Origin of the sequence: Streptomyces sp. NPDC087859, from assembly GCF_044742595.1 — a bacterium.
In the GTDB taxonomy this organism is placed as follows: Bacteria; Actinomycetota; Actinomycetes; order Streptomycetales; family Streptomycetaceae; genus Streptomyces; species Streptomyces canus_F.
In genome coordinates, this window is record NZ_JBIUUU010000018.1 from 51,228 (window position 1) to 66,968 (window position 15,741).

Consider the following 15,741-nt stretch of genomic DNA (forward strand, 5'->3'; position numbering starts at 1 on the left):
TCACGCGAACGCCGGTGCCCCGCACACCGAAACGGCATGCGGGGCACCGGCGTTCACAGCGGAGCGCTTACGCGGGGACGCTCGCCACGCCCGGCGCCAGGAACTTCTTCCCGTTCACCCGCTCGGAGACACCCTCACGGTCCAGGTACGGCGTGATGCCGCCCAGGTGGAAGGGCCAGCCCGCACCCGTGATCAGGCAGAGGTCGATGTCCTGGGCCTCGGCGACGACACCCTCGTCGAGCATGAGCCCGATCTCCTGGGCGACGGCGTCGAGGACGCGGTCGCGGACCTGCTCCTCGGTCAGCACGGAGTCGCCCTGCTTCAGCAGCGCGGCGACCTCCGGGTCCAGCTCCGGCTTGCCGGAGTCGTACACGTAGAAGCCGCGCTTGCCCGCCTTGACGACGGCCGCGAGGTTCGGGGAGACCGTGAACCGCTCCGGGAAGGCCCGGTTGAGGGTCTCGGAGACGTGCAGACCGATCGCGGGACCGACCAACTCGAGGAGGACCAGCGGCGACATCGGCAGACCCAGCGGCTCGACCGCCTTCTCCGCGACCTCGACGGAGGTGCCCTCGTCGATGACGTTCTGGATCTCGCCCATGAAGCGGGTGAGGATGCGGTTCACGACGAACGCCGGGGCGTCCTTCACCAGCACCGCGGTCTTCTTCAGCTTCTTGGCGACACCGAAGGCCGTGGCCAGCGAGGCGTCGTCGGTCTGCTCACCGCGGACGATCTCCAGCAGCGGGAGGATCGCGACCGGGTTGAAGAAGTGGAAGCCCACGACCCGCTCGGGGTTCTTGAGCTTCGACGCCATCTCGGTGACCGACAGCGAGGAGGTGTTGGTGGCGAGGATCGCGTGCGCCGGGGCGACCGCCTCGACCTCCGCGAACACCTGCTGCTTGACGCCGATCTCCTCGAACACGGCCTCGATGATGAAGTCCGCGTCGGAGAAGCCCTCGGCCTTGTCCAGCACACCGGAGACCAGGGCCTTGAGGCGGTTGGCCTTGTCCTGGTTGATACGGCCCTTGCCGAGCAGCTTCTCGATCTCGGCGTGGACGTAGCCCACACCCTTGTCGACGCGCTCCTGGTCGATGTCGGTCAGGACGACCGGCACCTCGAGGCGGCGCAGGAAGAGCAGGGCGAGCTGGGAGGCCATCAGACCGGCGCCGACGACACCGACCTTGGTGACCGGGCGGGCCAGCGACTTGTCCGGCGCACCGGCGGGACGCTTGCCGCGCTTCTGCACCAGGTTGAAGGCGTAGATGCCGGAGCGCAGTTCGCCACCCATGATCAGGTCGGCGAGGGCGACATCCTCGGCGTCGTAGCCCTGCTGGAGGTCGCCGTTCTTGGCGGCGGCGATGATGTCCAGGGCGCGGTAGGCGGCCGGGGCCGCGCCGTGCACCTTGGAGTCCGCGATGAAGCGGCCCTTGGCGACGGCCTGGTCCCAGGCCTCACCGCGGTCGATCACCGGGCGGTCGATGACGATCTCGCCCTTGAGGACGGACGCCGTCCACAGCAGGGACTGCTCCAGGAAGTCCGCGCCCTCGAACAGCGCGTCGGCGATGCCCAGCTCGTAGACCTGCGCGCCCTTGAGCTGCTTGTTCTGGTTGAGCGAGTTCTCGATGATCACCGAGACGGCATTGTCGGCGCCGATCAGGTTCGGCAGCAGCGTGCAGCCGCCCCAGCCGGGGACCAGGCCGAGGAAGACCTCGGGGAGCGAGAAGGCGGGCAGAGCCGCGGACACCGTCCGGTACTGGCAGTGCAGACCGACCTCGACGCCACCGCCCATCGCGGCACCGTTGTAGTACGCGAAGGTCGGGACCGCGATGCCGGCGAGACGCTTGAAGACCTCGTGGCCGCCCTTGCCGATGGCGAGCGCGTCCTTGTGCTCCTTGAGGAGCTCGACACCCTTGAGGTCGGCGCCGACCGCGAAGATGAACGGCTTGCCGGTGATGCCGACGCCGACGATGTCGCCGGCCGCGGCCTCCGCCTCGACCTGGTCGATGGCGGCGTCGAGGTTCGCCAGCGACTGCGGGCCGAAGGTGGTCGGCTTGGTGTGGTCGAAGCCGTTGTCCAGCGTGATGAGCGCGAAGCGCCCGGCGCCGAACGGCAGGTCGAGGTGGCGTACGTGCGCGGACGTCACGACCTCGTCGGGGAACAGCTCGGCCGCACCCTTCAGAAGCTCAGCGGTGGTGCTCACTTGTCGCCTCCGGCGTCCTTGTGGTTCGGGTTCTCCCAGATCACCGTGGCGCCCATGCCGAAGCCGACGCACATGGTGGTGAGGCCGTAACGGACCTCCGGCTGCTCCTCGAACTGACGGGCCAGCTGCGTCATGAGACGCACGCCCGAGGAGGCCAGCGGGTGACCGAAGGCGATGGCGCCGCCGTACTGGTTGACGCGCGCGTCGTCGTCGGCGATGCCGTAGTGGTCGAGGAAGGCCAGGACCTGGATGGCGAAGGCCTCGTTGATCTCGAACAGACCGATGTCGGAGATCGACAGCCCCGCCTGCGCGAGGGCCTTCTCGGTGGCCGGGATCGGGCCGTAGCCCATGACCTCCGGCTCCACACCCACGAAGGAGTAGGAGACGAGGCGCATCTTCACCGGGAGGTCGTTCTCGCGGGCGAAGTCCTCGGAGGCGATGAGGGAGGCGGTGGCACCGTCGTTGAGACCGGCGGCGTTGCCCGCGGTGACGCGGCCGTGGACGCGGAACGGCGTCTTGAGACCGGACAGGTTCTCCAGCGTGGTGCCCGGGCGCATCGGCTCGTCGGCGGTGACCAGGCCCCAGCCGGTCTCACCGGCCTCCGGGTTGGTGCGGCGCACGGAGATCGGGACCAGGTCGGCCTGGATCTTGCCGTTGGCGTACGCCTTGGCGGCCTTCTCCTGTGAGCGCACGGCGTATTCGTCGGCGCGCTGCTTGGTGATCTGCGGGTAGCGGTCGTGCAGGTTCTCGGCGGTCATGCCCATGAACAGCGCCGACTCGTCGACCAGCTTCTCGGAGACGAAGCGCGGGTTCGGGTCCACGCCCTCGCCCATGGGGTGGCGGCCCATGTGCTCGACGCCACCGGCGATGGCGATGTCGTACGCGCCGAAGGCGACCGAACCGGCGACCGAGGTGACGGCGGTCAGGGCGCCGGCACACATGCGGTCGATCGAGTAGCCGGGCACCGACTGCGGCAGACCGGCGAGGATGCCGGCCGTGCGGCCGATGGTCAGACCCTGGTCACCGATCTGCGTGGTCGCGGCGATGGCGACCTCGTCGATCTTCTTCGGGTCCAGACCCGGGTTGCGGCGCAGCAGCTCCCGGATCGCCTTCACGACGAGGTCGTCGGCGCGGGTCTCGTGGTAGATGCCCTTCGGGCCCGCCTTGCCGAACGGGGTGCGGACGCCGTCGACGAAGACGACGTCCCTGACGGTACGAGGCACGATGGCTCTCCTCCAGATGCGGGATGGCACTGCTGCACTGCACAAGCGCTGAGCGCGCGCTCAGGCCCATGCTACTTATGGGTAACGTAGCTGCACAGTCCTGGAGGGGGGAGCGGCGAAGGTCACATCCGCGGGGGAGCGGTCGAGCCCCGCGGGGTGAGTGTCGGGGTGGGTACAGGATGTGATCCCGGCCCCTCGCCCATGATCACTCCGAACAGGGTCCGGGCCGCCTCCGCACCGAATCCGTGCACGTCATGGCTCATCGCCGACAGCGTGGGATGGGTCAGCCGGCACAGCTGGGAGTCGTCCCAGGCGAGCAGCGAGACGTCGCGGGGCACGGAGAGCCCCATCTCGGCGGCGACCGAGAGACCGGCCACCGCCATGATGTCGTTGTCGTACACGATCGCCGTGGGCCGGTCCGCCGCGTCGGCGGCCAGCATGGACCGCGTCGCCCGCGCCCCGGCCTCACCCGAGTAGTCGGTCGTCACCTGCCACGCCCCGGCCAGCTCCAGCGTCCGCGCCGCCTCGTCGAAGGCGGCCGTGCGCGCCGCGGTGTGCCCCAGCGCGGCCGCGCCCCCGACCCGGGCGATCCGCCGGTGCCCCAGCGCCGCCAGATACCGCACCGCCTCCGTCACGGCGGTGGCGTCGTCGGTCCACACGGACGTCAGGCTCCCGGTGAGCGAGGGATGCCCGACCGCGACCACCGGCATCCCGAGCCGCTCGGCCGACGCCACCCGAGGGTCGTCGGGCCGGAAGTCGACGAGGATCGCCCCGCCGATCTGCCGCCCCCGCCACCACGACTCCTGGATCCCGACCTCCTCCTCCACGTTCCGCACCAGCCGCAGCAGCAGCGAACACGAGTGCTCGGTCAGCACGCTCTCCACGCCCGAGATGAACTCCATGTAGAAGGGCTCCAGGCCCAGCAGCCGCGCCGGCCGGCAGATCGCGAGGCCCACCACGTCCACCCGCGACCCGGCCAGCGTCCGCGCGGTGAGGTTCGGCGCCCAGCCCAGCTCCCGCGCGGCCTTGAAGATCCGGTCCCGCGTCGTCTCCGACAACCCCGGCTTGTGGTTGAACGCGAGCGACACGGCACCCTTGGACACGCCGGCACGCGCGGCGACGTCCTTGATGGTGACGCGGGAAGCCGGTTGGGCTGTCATCGGCTGGGCTCCAGGCAGTACAGGGCGGATCGGACGGCGTCCGGATCGGGAGTCTTCCAGCCGCTGACCCCGATGGTCACCTGTTCGCCGGGCAGCAGTGTCACCAGCCCCCGGTCGGCCCGCGCCTGCGGGTCCAGCCGGTCGGCCTGGAGGAGCAGATCCCGTACGAGACTCCGGGCCGTCACGGTCACCGAACCCGGCGCGACCGAGACGTCGAAATCCGGCCGCGGGTAGGGGATTTCGCGGTCCGGCGCCGGAAAGTGCAGCGCCCGCAGCCCGTCCGCGTCCGCGACCAGGAACTCCTTCGCGCCGACCGGCTCCAGCTCCCCCGGCAGGTCGACGCGGGCCACGGTCCGTGCTGCGGCGGTGAACTCCACACTCGCCTCGCCGATCACCGCCCCCTCGACCGACATCCGCCGCAGCCGCACCGCACCCGCCCACGCGCGAGGGCCCTGATTGACGGCGGCCACGGCTCGCCCCTGAACCGTCAGCAGCCGGTCCGCGTACAGCCTCCGCAGCTCGTGATAGAGCGGCTTCTCCCGCCCGTCCCCGTCGATCGCCGCCCACGACGTCACGGGCCAGCAGTCGTTGAGCTGCCACACGACCGTCCCCGCGCACACCGGCCAGTGGGACCGACAGTGCTCGATCCCGGTGGCCACGGCCCGCGCCTGGTTGACCTGCGTGAGGTAGTGCCACCGGTCGAAGTCCCCCTCGGGAAAGACGAAGTGGCGCTCCAGCCCGCGCCGCAGCTTCCCGTTCCCGTCGTCGGCCTTCTGGTGGTGCAGCATCCCCGGGGAGTCCGGCACCAGCTCCTCACCCGGCAGCGCCCGCCGCAGCGTCGCGTGGGCGGGCGGCGCCTGCCATCCGAACTCGGCCATGAACCGCGGGACTTCACGTCGGTACTCCGCGTAGTCCTCCCGGTTCCACACCTCCCACGAGTGATGCGTCCCGTGCGCCGGATCGTTCGGATGCCGCTCCCAGGACCCGGACCACGGACTCCCCGCCGTGTACGGCCGCGTCGGATCCAACTCGGCCACCACCCGCGGCAGTACGCCCAGGTAGTACCCCTCGCCCCAGGAGTCCCCGGCGAGCCGCTCCTCCCAGCCCCAGTCCCGGAACCCCCACAGGTTCTCGTTGTTGCCGTTCCACAGCACCAGCGAGGGATGCGGCATCAGCCGTACGACGTTCTCCCGCGCCTCGGCCTCCACCTCGCCCCGCAGCGGCTGCTCCTCCGGATAGGCCGCGCACGCGAACGGGAAGTCCTGCCAGACCAGCAGCCCCAACTCGTCGCAGGCGTCGTAGAAGTCCGAGCTCTCGTAGATCCCGCCGCCCCAGATCCGGACGAGATCGACCCCCGCCCCGGCGGCCTGCGTCAGCCGCTCCCGGTACCGCTCCCGCGTGATCCGCGACGGGAACACGTCGTCCGGGATCCAGTTGACGCCCCGCGCGAAGAGCCGCTCGCCATTGACGACGAAGGTGAATCCGGTGCCGTGCTCATCGGCCGACCGGTCCAGCTCCACCGTGCGGAAACCGACCCGCCGACGCCACACATCCAGCACGTCGTCACCGTGCAGCAGGGACAACTCGACGTCGTACAAGGGCTGTTCGCCGTACCCCCGCGGCCACCACAGCCGCACGTCGGGCACTGCGAGCCGTACGACACCACTCGCCCCGTCGAGCGAGGCGCGCACCCGCACCCCGCCCACCGTCGCCTCCACGTCGAGCGGCGCCTCGACCCGGGTCCGCTCGACCTCGACGGCCAACTCCACGACACCCAGACCGTGTTCGACGTCCACGGTCACCAGCGGCCGCACCCGTGCGATCCGGGCCGTCGACCAGTGCTCCAGCCGCGCCGGCCGCCAGATCCCGGCCGTCACCAGGGTCGGCCCCCAGTCCCAGCCGAAGGAGCAGGCCATCTTGCGGATGTACTGGAAGGGCTCCTGGTACGCGGCCGGCCGCTCCCCGAGCTTCCCGCGCACCGCCTCGGCCTCGGCATAGGCGGAGGCGAACCGCACCGACAGCCGCCCTTCGAGGCCGGTCACGTCGAAGCGGTACGAGCGGTGCATGTTCCGTGTCCGCCCCAACAGCCGCCCGTCCAGACGGACTTCGGCGGCGGTGTCGAGACCCTCGAAGACGAGGTCGGTCTGCTCGTGGGCCGAGTGTCCCGAGCCGGCCCGCAGCTCCGTCTCGTACGTCCACTCCCGCCGCCCCACCCACGCCACCTCGGTCTCGTTCCGCCCGAGAAAGGGGTCCGGGATCACCCCCGCCGCCAGCAGGTCGGTGTGCACGCAGCCCGGCACCGCGGCGGGGAGTTCGCTCCCCTCGTGCAGCAGGATCCATCCCTCGCCGAGCGGTGTGTCCTGAAGCATGCGCACTCCCTAAACCGATCAAGTCCAGTTGCCGAGAAGCGACGGAAACAGTTTGGCATCGTTGGCGAGATAGGGACTTTACCGGTTAAGAAAACGTTGTCAGAGTTCGGAACCAGCCAACCCGCTCGTGCTCGTCCGTCCCAAGAACGGAGCTGACGCACATGAACCGCCGTACAGTCCTGGCCCTCACCGTGGGAGCCGCCCTGCTCATCCCGGGGTGCACCGGCACCGGAGGTTCCACGAAAGGCGCCGACGCCAAGGCAGCCGCCGACCCGTCGAAGGTCACCGGAACCATCAAAGTCCTCACCGTGCGGACCGACCTCGTGCAGGACGGCACCATGAAGAGGTACGCCGCCGAGTTCAACAAGACCTACCCGAAGGTCAAGGTCGAGTTCGAGGCCCTCACCAACTACGAGGCCGAAGTCAAGATCCGGATGAACACGGAGAACTACGGCGACGTCCTGCTGATCCCCGCGGTCATCAAGAAGGCCGACTACCCGAAGTTCTTCGCCTCGCTCGGCACCCAGGCCGAGCGCGGCAAGAAGTACCGCTTCACCGACTTCACCACCGTCGACGGCAAGGTCTACGGCCAGAGCCCGGTCGGTGTGATGCCCGGGTTCGTCTACAACAAGCGCGTCTGGAAGGAGGCCGGGATCACCGAATGGCCCACCACCCCGGCCGAGTTCCTCGAGAGCCTCAAAGCCATCAAGGCCAAGACCGACGCCATCCCGTACTACACCAACTTCTCGGCCGGCTGGACGCTCACCTCGTGGACGTACGTCGACGGCGCCGTCCACTGCGACCCGCAGGCGACCACGAAACTGGCCGAGGGCGACCCGTGGGCGAAGGGCGCCGACCTGCGCGTCGGCGACACCCTGCTCCACGACATCGTGAAGTCGGGCCTCATCGAGAAGGACCCCACGACGAGCAACTGGGAGGAGTCCAAGCCCCGGACCGCGAAGGGCGAGATCGCGACACAGTGGCTGGGCACCTGGGCCATCGTCCAGTTCCAGGACGCCGCCAAGAAGGCCGGGGCCAACCCCGACGACATCGGCTTCATGCCCTTCCCGTCGCAGACGAACGGCAAGTACTGCGCGACCGTCGCCCCGGACTACAACCAGGCCGTCAACGTCCACTCCAAGCACAAGCAAGCGGCCCGCGCCTGGATCGACTGGTTCACCGACAAGTCGAGCTACGTCGAGGACAACCTGGCCATCTCCCCGCTCAAGGACGCCTCCATGCCCGAGGTCCTCAAGCCGTACGAGGAGGCGGGCGTCGAGCTCATCGAGGTGGACGACGCCAAGGGCGCCGAGGTCAAGCAGATCGACAACACCTCGGAGGTCGGCATCTACGCCCCCGAGTACCGCCAGAACCTGGTCGACCTGGCCCGGGGCGCGCGCAAGGGCAGCCTCGAGGACTTCCTCGCCGACCTCAGCGAGCGCTGGACGGAAGCCCAGAAGACCGCGGGGTCCTGACCGATGACGGACACCACTCGGAAGGCGGCAGTGAAGACCGCCACGGGGGCGGCACCGGCCGCCGCCCCCGTCCCGGCCCCCGCCGCCCGCAGGCACCGCGTGTGGCGCGGGGTCACCCCGTGGCTCTTCCTCCTGGCCCCGCTCGCGCTGCTGATCACCTTCACCTACGCGCCGATCGCCAACATGGTGGCGTACAGCCTCACCGACTGGGACGGCGTGAGTCCCGAACTGCACTACACGGGCGTCGGGAACTACGAGGAGATCTTCACCCGCCCGGAACTCTTCGAGGTCTTCTGGGTCAGCGGCTACTACCTGGCCGCCTCCGCCCTCCAGATCGTCGCCGCGCTCTACTTCGCGACGATCCTGAGCTTCAACATCCGCTTCCGGAACTTCTTCAAGGGCGTGCTGTTCTTCCCGTATCTGATCAACGGGGTGGCGATCGGTTTCGTCTTCCTGTACTTCTTCCAGGACGGCGGCACCCTCGACTCGGTCCTGAGCCTCTTCGGAGTGACGACCGACCACGCCTGGCTCGGCACCCCGGTCTCCGCGAACACCTCGCTCGCCGGCGTCTCGATGTGGCGCTATCTGGGCCTGAACTTCGTCCTGTTCCTGGGCGCGATCCAGTCGATCCCGGGGGAGCTGTACGAGGCGGCCGAACTGGACGGCGCGAACCGCTGGCACCAGTTCCGCTACATCATCGCGCCGGGCATCAAACCCGTGCTGACCCTGACGGTCATCCTCTCGATCTCCGGCTCGCTCTCGGCCTTCGAGATCCCGTACATCATGACCGGCGGCGCCACCGGCACCGAGACCTTCGTGATCCAGACGGTGAACCTGGCCTTCCGCTTCAACAAGACGGGCCTCGCCTCGGCCGCCGCGGTGGTCCTGCTGCTGATCATCCTGCTGGTGACCTGGGTCCAGCGGCGCCTCGTGCCCGACGACAAGGTGGATCTCGTATGACACGCCACGCGGTGTCCCGCACCCTCGTGTACCTGTCCCTGATCGCCGCGACCGTGGTGGTCCTGCTCCCGCTGGTCGTCGTCCTCCTGACCTCCCTGAAGTCGGAGACGGAGATGGCGAACTCGAGCGGCGCCCTGGACCTCCCCGACAACCTGCTGAACTTCGGCAACTACGCGTCGGCGTTCCGGGACGGCGAGATGCTCTCCGCCTTCGCCAACACGGCGCTCATCCTGCTGGTCTCGATCGGCGGCACGGTCCTCATCGGCTCGATGACCGCGTACGCCATCGACCGCTTCACCTTCCGCTTCCGCAAGCTGGTGGTGGCGCTCTTCCTCATCGCCGCGCTGGTCCCCGGCGTCACGACCCAGGTGGCGACCTTCCAGATCGTCAACAGCTTCGGCATGTTCGACACCCTGTGGGCGCCGATCGCGCTCTACATGGGCACCGACATCGTCTCGATCTACATCTTCCTGCAGTTCGTCCGGTCGATCCCGATCTCCCTGGACGAATCGGCCCGCCTGGACGGGGCCAACACGTTCACCATCTACTGGCGGATCATCTTCCCGCTGCTGAAGCCCGCGATCGCGACGGTGGTGATCGTGAAGGGGATCACCGTATACAACGACTTCTACATCCCCTTCCTCTATATGCCATCGGAAGATCTTGGCGTGATCTCGACGTCCCTCTTCCGCTTCCGGGGCCCGTACGCGGCGCACTGGGAGGTCATCTCGGCCGGAGCGGTGCTGGTGATCCTGCCGACGCTGGTGGTCTTCCTGAGCCTGCAACGCTTCATCTACAACGGCTTCATGCGAGGAGCGACGAGGTGACGCGCCCCGGCAGGGGCGCGGGGGACTAGGCGGACAAGGCGCTCACGAGAACCGGAGTGACCAGCTCCACCTGCCACTGCCGAGCCCCGTAGCCGGCCAGGGAGGCTCCCACCGAATCCGCGTCGACAACCTTCGGCGGCTCCCAGCAGACCCGTCGGACCGTGTCCGGAGTGATCAGGTTCTCCTGCGGCATGTTGAGCCGCTCGGCCAGCGCGGAGACCCCGGCGCGGGCCGCGGACAACCGAGCCGCGGCGGCGGGGTCCTTGTCGGCCCAGGCACGTGGCGGCGGCGGCCCGGTGACCGGCTGCCCGGGCGCGGGCAACTGCGCCTCGGCCAGCCCCTTGGCCCGGTCCACCGCCGCCTGCCACTGCTCCAGCTGCCGCCGCCCCATCCGCTGCCCGTACCCGTTCAACGCGGAAAGGGCCTGGGCGTCGGCCGGGAGTGACAGCGCCGCCTCGACGATGGCCAGGTCGGACAGCACCTTGCCCGGCGACACGTCCCGCCGCTGGGCGATCCGGTCCCGCGTCTGCCAGAGTTCCCGCACCACGGCCAGCTGCCGGCGCCGCCGCACCTTGTGCATCCCGGACGTCCGGCGCCAGGGATCCTTGCGCGGCTCGGCGGGCGGCGCCGCCGCGATCGCGTCGAACTCCTGCCGCGCCCACTCCAGCTTCCCCTGCCGGTCCAGCTCCTTCTCCAGCGCGTCCCGCAGGTCGACGAGGAGCTCCACGTCCAGGGCCGCGTAGCGCAGCCACGGCTCGGGCAGCGGACGGGTCGACCAGTCGACGGCGGAGTGTCCCTTCTCGAGTACGAAGCCCAGGACGCCCTCGACCATCGCGCCGAGGCCGACCCGGGGGAACCCGGCGAGCCGTCCGGCGAGCTCGGTGTCGAAGAGGGAGGTGGGCACCATACCTATCTCGCGCAGACACGGCAGGTCCTGCGTGGCGGCGTGCAGCACCCACTCCACACCGGAGAGTGCCTCGCCGAGCCCGGACAGGTCGGGACAGGCGACGGGGTCGATCAGCGCGGTCCCCGCGCCCTCGCGGCGCAGCTGGACCAGGTAGGCGCGCTGTCCGTAGCGATAGCCGGACGCGCGTTCGGCGTCGACGGCGACGGGGCCGGAGCCGGCCGCGAACGCGGCGATCACCCGGGCGAGGCTGTCCTCGTCGGCGACCACGGGCGGGATGCCCTCGCGCGGTTCGAGCAAAGGAATCGGCTCTGGACCCGGTTCGGGTTCGGGCGCCCCCGTAACAGAAGATCCGCCGTCGTCCGGAGGGGCGCCTCCGGTGGTTCGCAGTGAGCTGTCTGCTGCGGTCTCTTGGGCGTCGGTCACCTGTCAAGGGTATCTGTGTATGGACAGCGCCCGCCGACGGAACGTTCCGTCGACGGGCGCCTGAGGGTCGTAAACCAGTCAGGTCGGTGAATCCCTCGGGTTCACGACCGATCGGGGGCGTGTCCCGGATCCAGGACTGATCCGGTTCACGTCCGTGAAGGGTGGAAGGTCAGTGGATGATGCCGGTCCGCAGGGCCACCGCGACCATGCCGGCGCGGTCGCCGGTGCCCAGCTTGCGGGCGATACGGGCGAGGTGGCTCTTGACGGTCAGCGCGGACAGGCCCATCGAGACGCCGATGGCCTTGTTGGACTGGCCCTCCGCGACCAGTCGCAGCACCTCGACCTCGCGGCCGGAGAGCTCGCGGTAGCCGCCCGGGTGGCTCGGGGCACCCGGGGGGCGGCGGTGCATTCCGGCGGCACGGGAGCCGATGGGCGCGGCGCCCGGCCGGGAGGGGAGTCCGACATTGGTACGGGTGCCGGTGACGACGTAGCCCTTGACGCCGCCCGCGAGGGCGTTGCGCACGGCGCCGATGTCGTCGGCCGCGGAGAGGGCGAGGCCGTTGGGCCAGCCCGCGGCGCGGGTCTCCGACAGGAGGGTCAGGCCGGATCCGTCGGGCAGGTGGACGTCGGCCACGCAGATGTCACGGGGGTTGCCGATGCGGGGACGAGCCTCGGCGACGGACGAGGCCTCGATGACGTCGCGTACACCGAGCGCCCAGAGGTGGCGGGTGACGGTGGAGCGGACGCGCGGGTCGGCCACGACCACCATCGCGGTCGGCTTGTTCGGGCGGTAGGCGACCAGGCTTGCGGGCTGCTCGAGGAGAACGGACACCAGGCCTCCTGGGGTGGGGGACGGCTGTGAGGTCACAGACGTCTTCGGCATCAAACCCGTAGGCCTTTAGAGAAAGATCACGATCTAGTGAGTAACAATCCGTGCAATTCGGACACGCGGTCGATCGTTCGGTGAACGAATCGGTTCGTTCGAGGGCTCGTTCTCGACTGAAAGTGGCCGTATCGACAAAGTGATGTCAAAAAGGGCGTCAAAAGGCGACGCGAAGACCATGCCGAGGGGGTGGTGTCAGCGGGACTGCGGTCCCCGCCGCTGCGGCAGCGTCACCACCGACGCGTCGCCCGGACCGGCCGGCGGCAGGCCCGCGACCTGGGCCAGCAGATCGCACCAGGCCGCCAGATGACCCGCCGTGTCCGGTACGCCGCCCAGGCCCTCACGAGGCGTCCAGGACGCCCGGATCTCGATCTGGGAGGCGGGCGGACGCTCGGAGAGGCCCCCGAAGTAGTGGGAGCTCGCACGCGTGACCGTGCCGCTCGGCTCACCGCACGCCAGACCGCGGGCCTGGAGCGCGCCCGTCAACCACGACCAGCACACGTCGGGCAGTAGCGGGTCCGCCGCCATCTCCGGCTCCAGCTCCGCGCGCACCAGCGTCACCAGCCGGAACGTGCCCCGCCAGGCGTCATGACCGTCCGGGTCGTGCAGCAGCACCAGCCGGCCGTCGGCCAGATCCTGGTCGCCGTCGACGACCGCGGCCTCCAGCGCGTACGCGAAGGGCGCGAGCCGCTGCGGCGCGCGCGTCGGCTCCACCTCGATCTGCGGCCGGAGCCGGGCCGCCCTCAGTGCATCGACGGCGGCCCGGAAGAGCGGCGGAGCGTCACTGCCCGCATTCCGGTCCCCCTCCTTCGCGTCGTCCATTCCGCCAGCGCCGTCCGACAGTCGTCCCTGAGCCGCAGCCATGCGGGAAGATTAGGGGAACCATGGCTCGGCGCGGGCCAGACACCCCGTGGCCCGGCGCGGGGGCCCTCGCGGATGCCGACCGGCGTGGAGAACCGCCCTTGCCACCGTGCGAGACTTTCCCCGTGAGTGCCAACGAGAGCCAGCCGCCGACCGCCACGTACGACTCCGCCTTCCTCAAGGCCTGCAGGCGCGAGCCCGTGCCGCACACCCCGGTGTGGTTCATGCGGCAGGCCGGGCGCTCACTGCCGGAGTACCGCAAGGTCCGCGAGGGCGTCGGCATGCTCGAGTCCTGCATGCGGCCCGAGCTGGTCACCGAGATCACCCTCCAGCCGGTGCGCCGGCACGACGTGGACGCGGCGATCTACTTCAGCGACATCGTCGTCCCGCTCAAGGCCATCGGCATCGACCTCGACATCAAGCCCGGCGTCGGCCCGGTCGTCGAGAAGCCGATCCGCACCCGCGCCGACCTGGCCCAGCTCCGAGACCTCACCCCCGAGGACGTCTCCTACGTCACCGAGGCGATCGGCCTGCTGACCCGCGAGCTCGGCGCCACCCCGCTGATCGGTTTCGCGGGCGCACCTTTCACCCTTGCGAGTTACCTCGTCGAGGGCGGCCCGTCGCGGACGTACGAGAACGCCAAGGCGATGATGTACGGCGACCCCGAGCTCTGGGCGGACCTGCTCGACCGTCTCGCGGAGATCACGGCCGCCTTCCTGAAGGTGCAGATCGAGGCGGGCGCCTCGGCGGTCCAGCTGTTCGACTCGTGGGCCGGCGCCCTCGCCCCGGTGGACTACCGCCGCTCGGTGATGCCCGCCTCCGCCAAGGTCTTCGACGCGGTCGCCGGGTACGGCGTCCCGCGCATCCACTTCGGTGTCGGCACCGGTGAGCTCCTCGGGCTGATGGGCGAGGCCGGCGCGGACGTCGTCGGCGTCGACTGGCGTGTCCCGCTCGACGAGGCGGTCCGCCGGGTCGGCCCCGGCAAGGCACTCCAGGGCAACCTCGACCCGACCGTCCTGTTCGCCGGCACCGAGGCCGTCGAGGCCAAGACCCGTGAGGTGCTGGAGACGGCGAAGGACCTCGAGGGCCATGTCTTCAACCTCGGTCACGGCGTGATGCCGTCCACCGACCCGGACGCGCTGACCCGGCTCGTGGAGTACGTCCACACGCGGACCGCCCGCTGATCTACCAGGTTTGCCGGGGCCGTGCCTTCCTGCCGAACAGCAGACCGCGCGGTTCCGGCGGCGGGGGCGTGCCCGCCTTGAGCGGCCAGGCGAGCAGCATGCCCGCGAGGAAGCCCACGATGTGCGCCGCGTACGCCACGGTCCCGGCGTCGGAGACGCCCTCGCCGGACGAGTACACCGCCTGCAGCACGAACCAGAAGCCCAGCACCAGCCAGGCCGGCAGCCGGAGCGGCAGGAAGACCAGGAACGGCACCAGGACCCACACCCTGGCCTTCGGATACAGCACCAGATAGGCGCCGAGCACCCCGGCGATGGCCCCGGACGCGCCGATCAGGGGGTCGCCCGAGTCGTCGTTGAGCAGCGCGAAGCCGTACGACGCCGCGTAGCCGCAGACGAGGTAGAACAGCGCGAACCGCACATGGCCCATGCGGTCCTCGACGTTGTTGCCGAAGATCAGCAGGAAGAGCATGTTGCCCAGCAGGTGCAGCCAGCCGCCGTGCAGGAACATCGCGGTGAACACGGATTGCACGGGTGACTTGTCGTACCCCGGCGGGCCGACCGCGCAGCCCGCGCCGCCCGGACCCACGTCACCCGTGGGGACCAATTGCGGCAGCTGATGGTGGATCAGCTCCTGCGGCACGGCCGCGTAGTGATCCAGGAACGCCTGCAGATGGCAGAGCTGGGACAGGCTGCTGTCGCCCGCCACGGAGCCGGCCAGGCCGGGCATGTACAGGAAGACCAGTACGTTCGCGGCGATGAGCGCGTACGTCACCACGGGGGTGCGACGCACCGGGTTCACGTCATGGACGGGGATGACCACAAGGAAGTACTGCCCCCGATGTGGTCCGCGAATCGGTGAACACCGGCACGCACGCGTGCGTATGACTCCTCAACCGTCCGCGGCACGGGGAAGGCGGGTCGCGGGGTAAACGTGAGGAACAGGCGATGAACGACCGAGTTACCCCTCCGATCCACGCACTGCCGGACGGCGAGGCGGAAGTCGCCGTCGTGCTGCGGCTGCCCTGGGAAGACGTGGCCCGGCTGGGCCAGGACGCGGGGCGGCTCGCCTCGCAGATGCAGCGACCCGTGACCCTCGACGAGGCGGTGAGCCACCGGCTGCGGTCGACCCGGCCCGCGGCCCACGCGAAACCGGCGGGGGAGCAGCCGCCGGCGGTGACCGCCCCGAGCGCCTCCGTCTCGTCCCTGCCGCCCCGCCCGGCCGCCGACCAGGCCCGCCAGGCCATCGAGAGGATCAACGGCTCGGCATAACCG

General features: G+C 69.9%; 13 protein-coding genes. 5 read left to right on the forward strand and 8 right to left on the reverse strand.

Annotated features, from left to right (window positions below; translation table 11 throughout):
* Nucleotides 1-67: 67 nt before the first annotated feature.
* From ACIOHP_RS36875 to ACIOHP_RS36890, 4 genes are all read right to left on the reverse strand, one after another.
* Nucleotides 68-2,197, reverse strand: a complete 2,130-nt coding sequence (locus ACIOHP_RS36875) for a 3-hydroxyacyl-CoA dehydrogenase NAD-binding domain-containing protein (protein ID WP_401894220.1) — start codon at nucleotides 2,195-2,197, stop codon at nucleotides 68-70.
* Nucleotides 2,194-3,420, reverse strand: a complete 1,227-nt coding sequence (locus tag ACIOHP_RS36880; protein ID WP_327719958.1) for an acetyl-CoA C-acyltransferase — start codon at nucleotides 3,418-3,420, stop codon at nucleotides 2,194-2,196. The genes ACIOHP_RS36875 and ACIOHP_RS36880 overlap by 4 nt, the downstream gene beginning before the upstream one ends.
* Before the next feature lie 122 nt (nucleotides 3,421-3,542).
* On the reverse strand, nucleotides 3,543-4,580 hold the full coding sequence (locus ACIOHP_RS36885) for a LacI family DNA-binding transcriptional regulator (protein ID WP_361547925.1): 1,038 nt from the start codon (nucleotides 4,578-4,580) through the stop codon (nucleotides 3,543-3,545).
* The gene (locus ACIOHP_RS36890; RefSeq protein WP_401894223.1) at nucleotides 4,577-6,949 is read right to left on the reverse strand and encodes a glycoside hydrolase family 2 protein; all 2,373 of its coding nucleotides are present in this window, start codon (nucleotides 6,947-6,949) and stop codon (nucleotides 4,577-4,579) included. The genes ACIOHP_RS36885 and ACIOHP_RS36890 overlap by 4 nt, the downstream gene beginning before the upstream one ends.
* A 161-nt stretch (nucleotides 6,950-7,110) precedes the next feature.
* Between ACIOHP_RS36890 and ACIOHP_RS36895 the strand changes: the two genes are divergently transcribed.
* The 3 genes from ACIOHP_RS36895 to ACIOHP_RS36905 are packed head-to-tail and all read left to right on the forward strand — an operon-like array spanning nucleotide 7,111 to nucleotide 10,211.
* Nucleotides 7,111-8,424, forward strand: a complete 1,314-nt coding sequence (locus ACIOHP_RS36895) for an ABC transporter substrate-binding protein (RefSeq protein WP_401894225.1) — start codon at nucleotides 7,111-7,113, stop codon at nucleotides 8,422-8,424.
* Nucleotides 8,425-8,427: 3 nt separating this feature from the next.
* Nucleotides 8,428-9,384, forward strand: a complete 957-nt coding sequence (locus ACIOHP_RS36900) for a sugar ABC transporter permease (RefSeq protein ID WP_361482656.1) — start codon at nucleotides 8,428-8,430, stop codon at nucleotides 9,382-9,384.
* Nucleotides 9,381-10,211, forward strand: a complete 831-nt coding sequence (locus tag ACIOHP_RS36905) for a carbohydrate ABC transporter permease (protein WP_361482653.1) — start codon at nucleotides 9,381-9,383, stop codon at nucleotides 10,209-10,211. Before ACIOHP_RS36900 ends, ACIOHP_RS36905 begins: the two co-directional genes overlap by 4 nt.
* A 25-nt stretch (nucleotides 10,212-10,236) precedes the next feature.
* On the opposite strand, the gene ACIOHP_RS36910 is transcribed toward ACIOHP_RS36905, so the two are convergent.
* The 3 genes from ACIOHP_RS36910 to ACIOHP_RS36920 all read right to left on the reverse strand — a co-directional run bounded on the left by ACIOHP_RS36910 (nucleotide 10,237) and on the right by ACIOHP_RS36920 (nucleotide 13,288).
* Nucleotides 10,237-11,541, reverse strand: coding sequence for an HRDC domain-containing protein (locus ACIOHP_RS36910; RefSeq protein ID WP_401894229.1), 1,305 nt, complete (start codon nucleotides 11,539-11,541; stop codon nucleotides 10,237-10,239).
* Between the two features lie 169 nt (nucleotides 11,542-11,710).
* Nucleotides 11,711-12,373, reverse strand: a complete 663-nt coding sequence (locus ACIOHP_RS36915) for a response regulator transcription factor (RefSeq protein WP_046260003.1) — start codon at nucleotides 12,371-12,373, stop codon at nucleotides 11,711-11,713.
* Nucleotides 12,374-12,619: 246 nt separating this feature from the next.
* The gene (locus ACIOHP_RS36920) at nucleotides 12,620-13,288 is read right to left on the reverse strand and encodes a DUF3000 domain-containing protein (protein ID WP_401894232.1); all 669 of its coding nucleotides are present in this window, start codon (nucleotides 13,286-13,288) and stop codon (nucleotides 12,620-12,622) included.
* A gap of 122 nt (nucleotides 13,289-13,410) precedes the next feature.
* Here ACIOHP_RS36920 and hemE point away from each other — a divergent pair, with 122 nt between their 5' ends.
* The gene (gene hemE / locus ACIOHP_RS36925) at nucleotides 13,411-14,469 is read left to right on the forward strand and encodes a uroporphyrinogen decarboxylase (RefSeq protein ID WP_351678205.1); all 1,059 of its coding nucleotides are present in this window, start codon (nucleotides 13,411-13,413) and stop codon (nucleotides 14,467-14,469) included.
* Nucleotide 14,470: 1 nt separating this feature from the next.
* On the opposite strand, the gene ACIOHP_RS36930 is transcribed toward hemE, so the two are convergent.
* Nucleotides 14,471-15,289, reverse strand: a complete 819-nt coding sequence (locus ACIOHP_RS36930; protein ID WP_401894235.1) for a rhomboid family intramembrane serine protease — start codon at nucleotides 15,287-15,289, stop codon at nucleotides 14,471-14,473.
* A gap of 125 nt (nucleotides 15,290-15,414) precedes the next feature.
* Between ACIOHP_RS36930 and ACIOHP_RS36935 the strand changes: the two genes are divergently transcribed.
* Complete coding sequence (locus ACIOHP_RS36935; RefSeq protein ID WP_361482638.1) at nucleotides 15,415-15,738, forward strand: hypothetical protein; 324 nt, start codon at nucleotides 15,415-15,417, stop codon at nucleotides 15,736-15,738.
* Nucleotides 15,739-15,741: the final 3 nt, after the last annotated feature.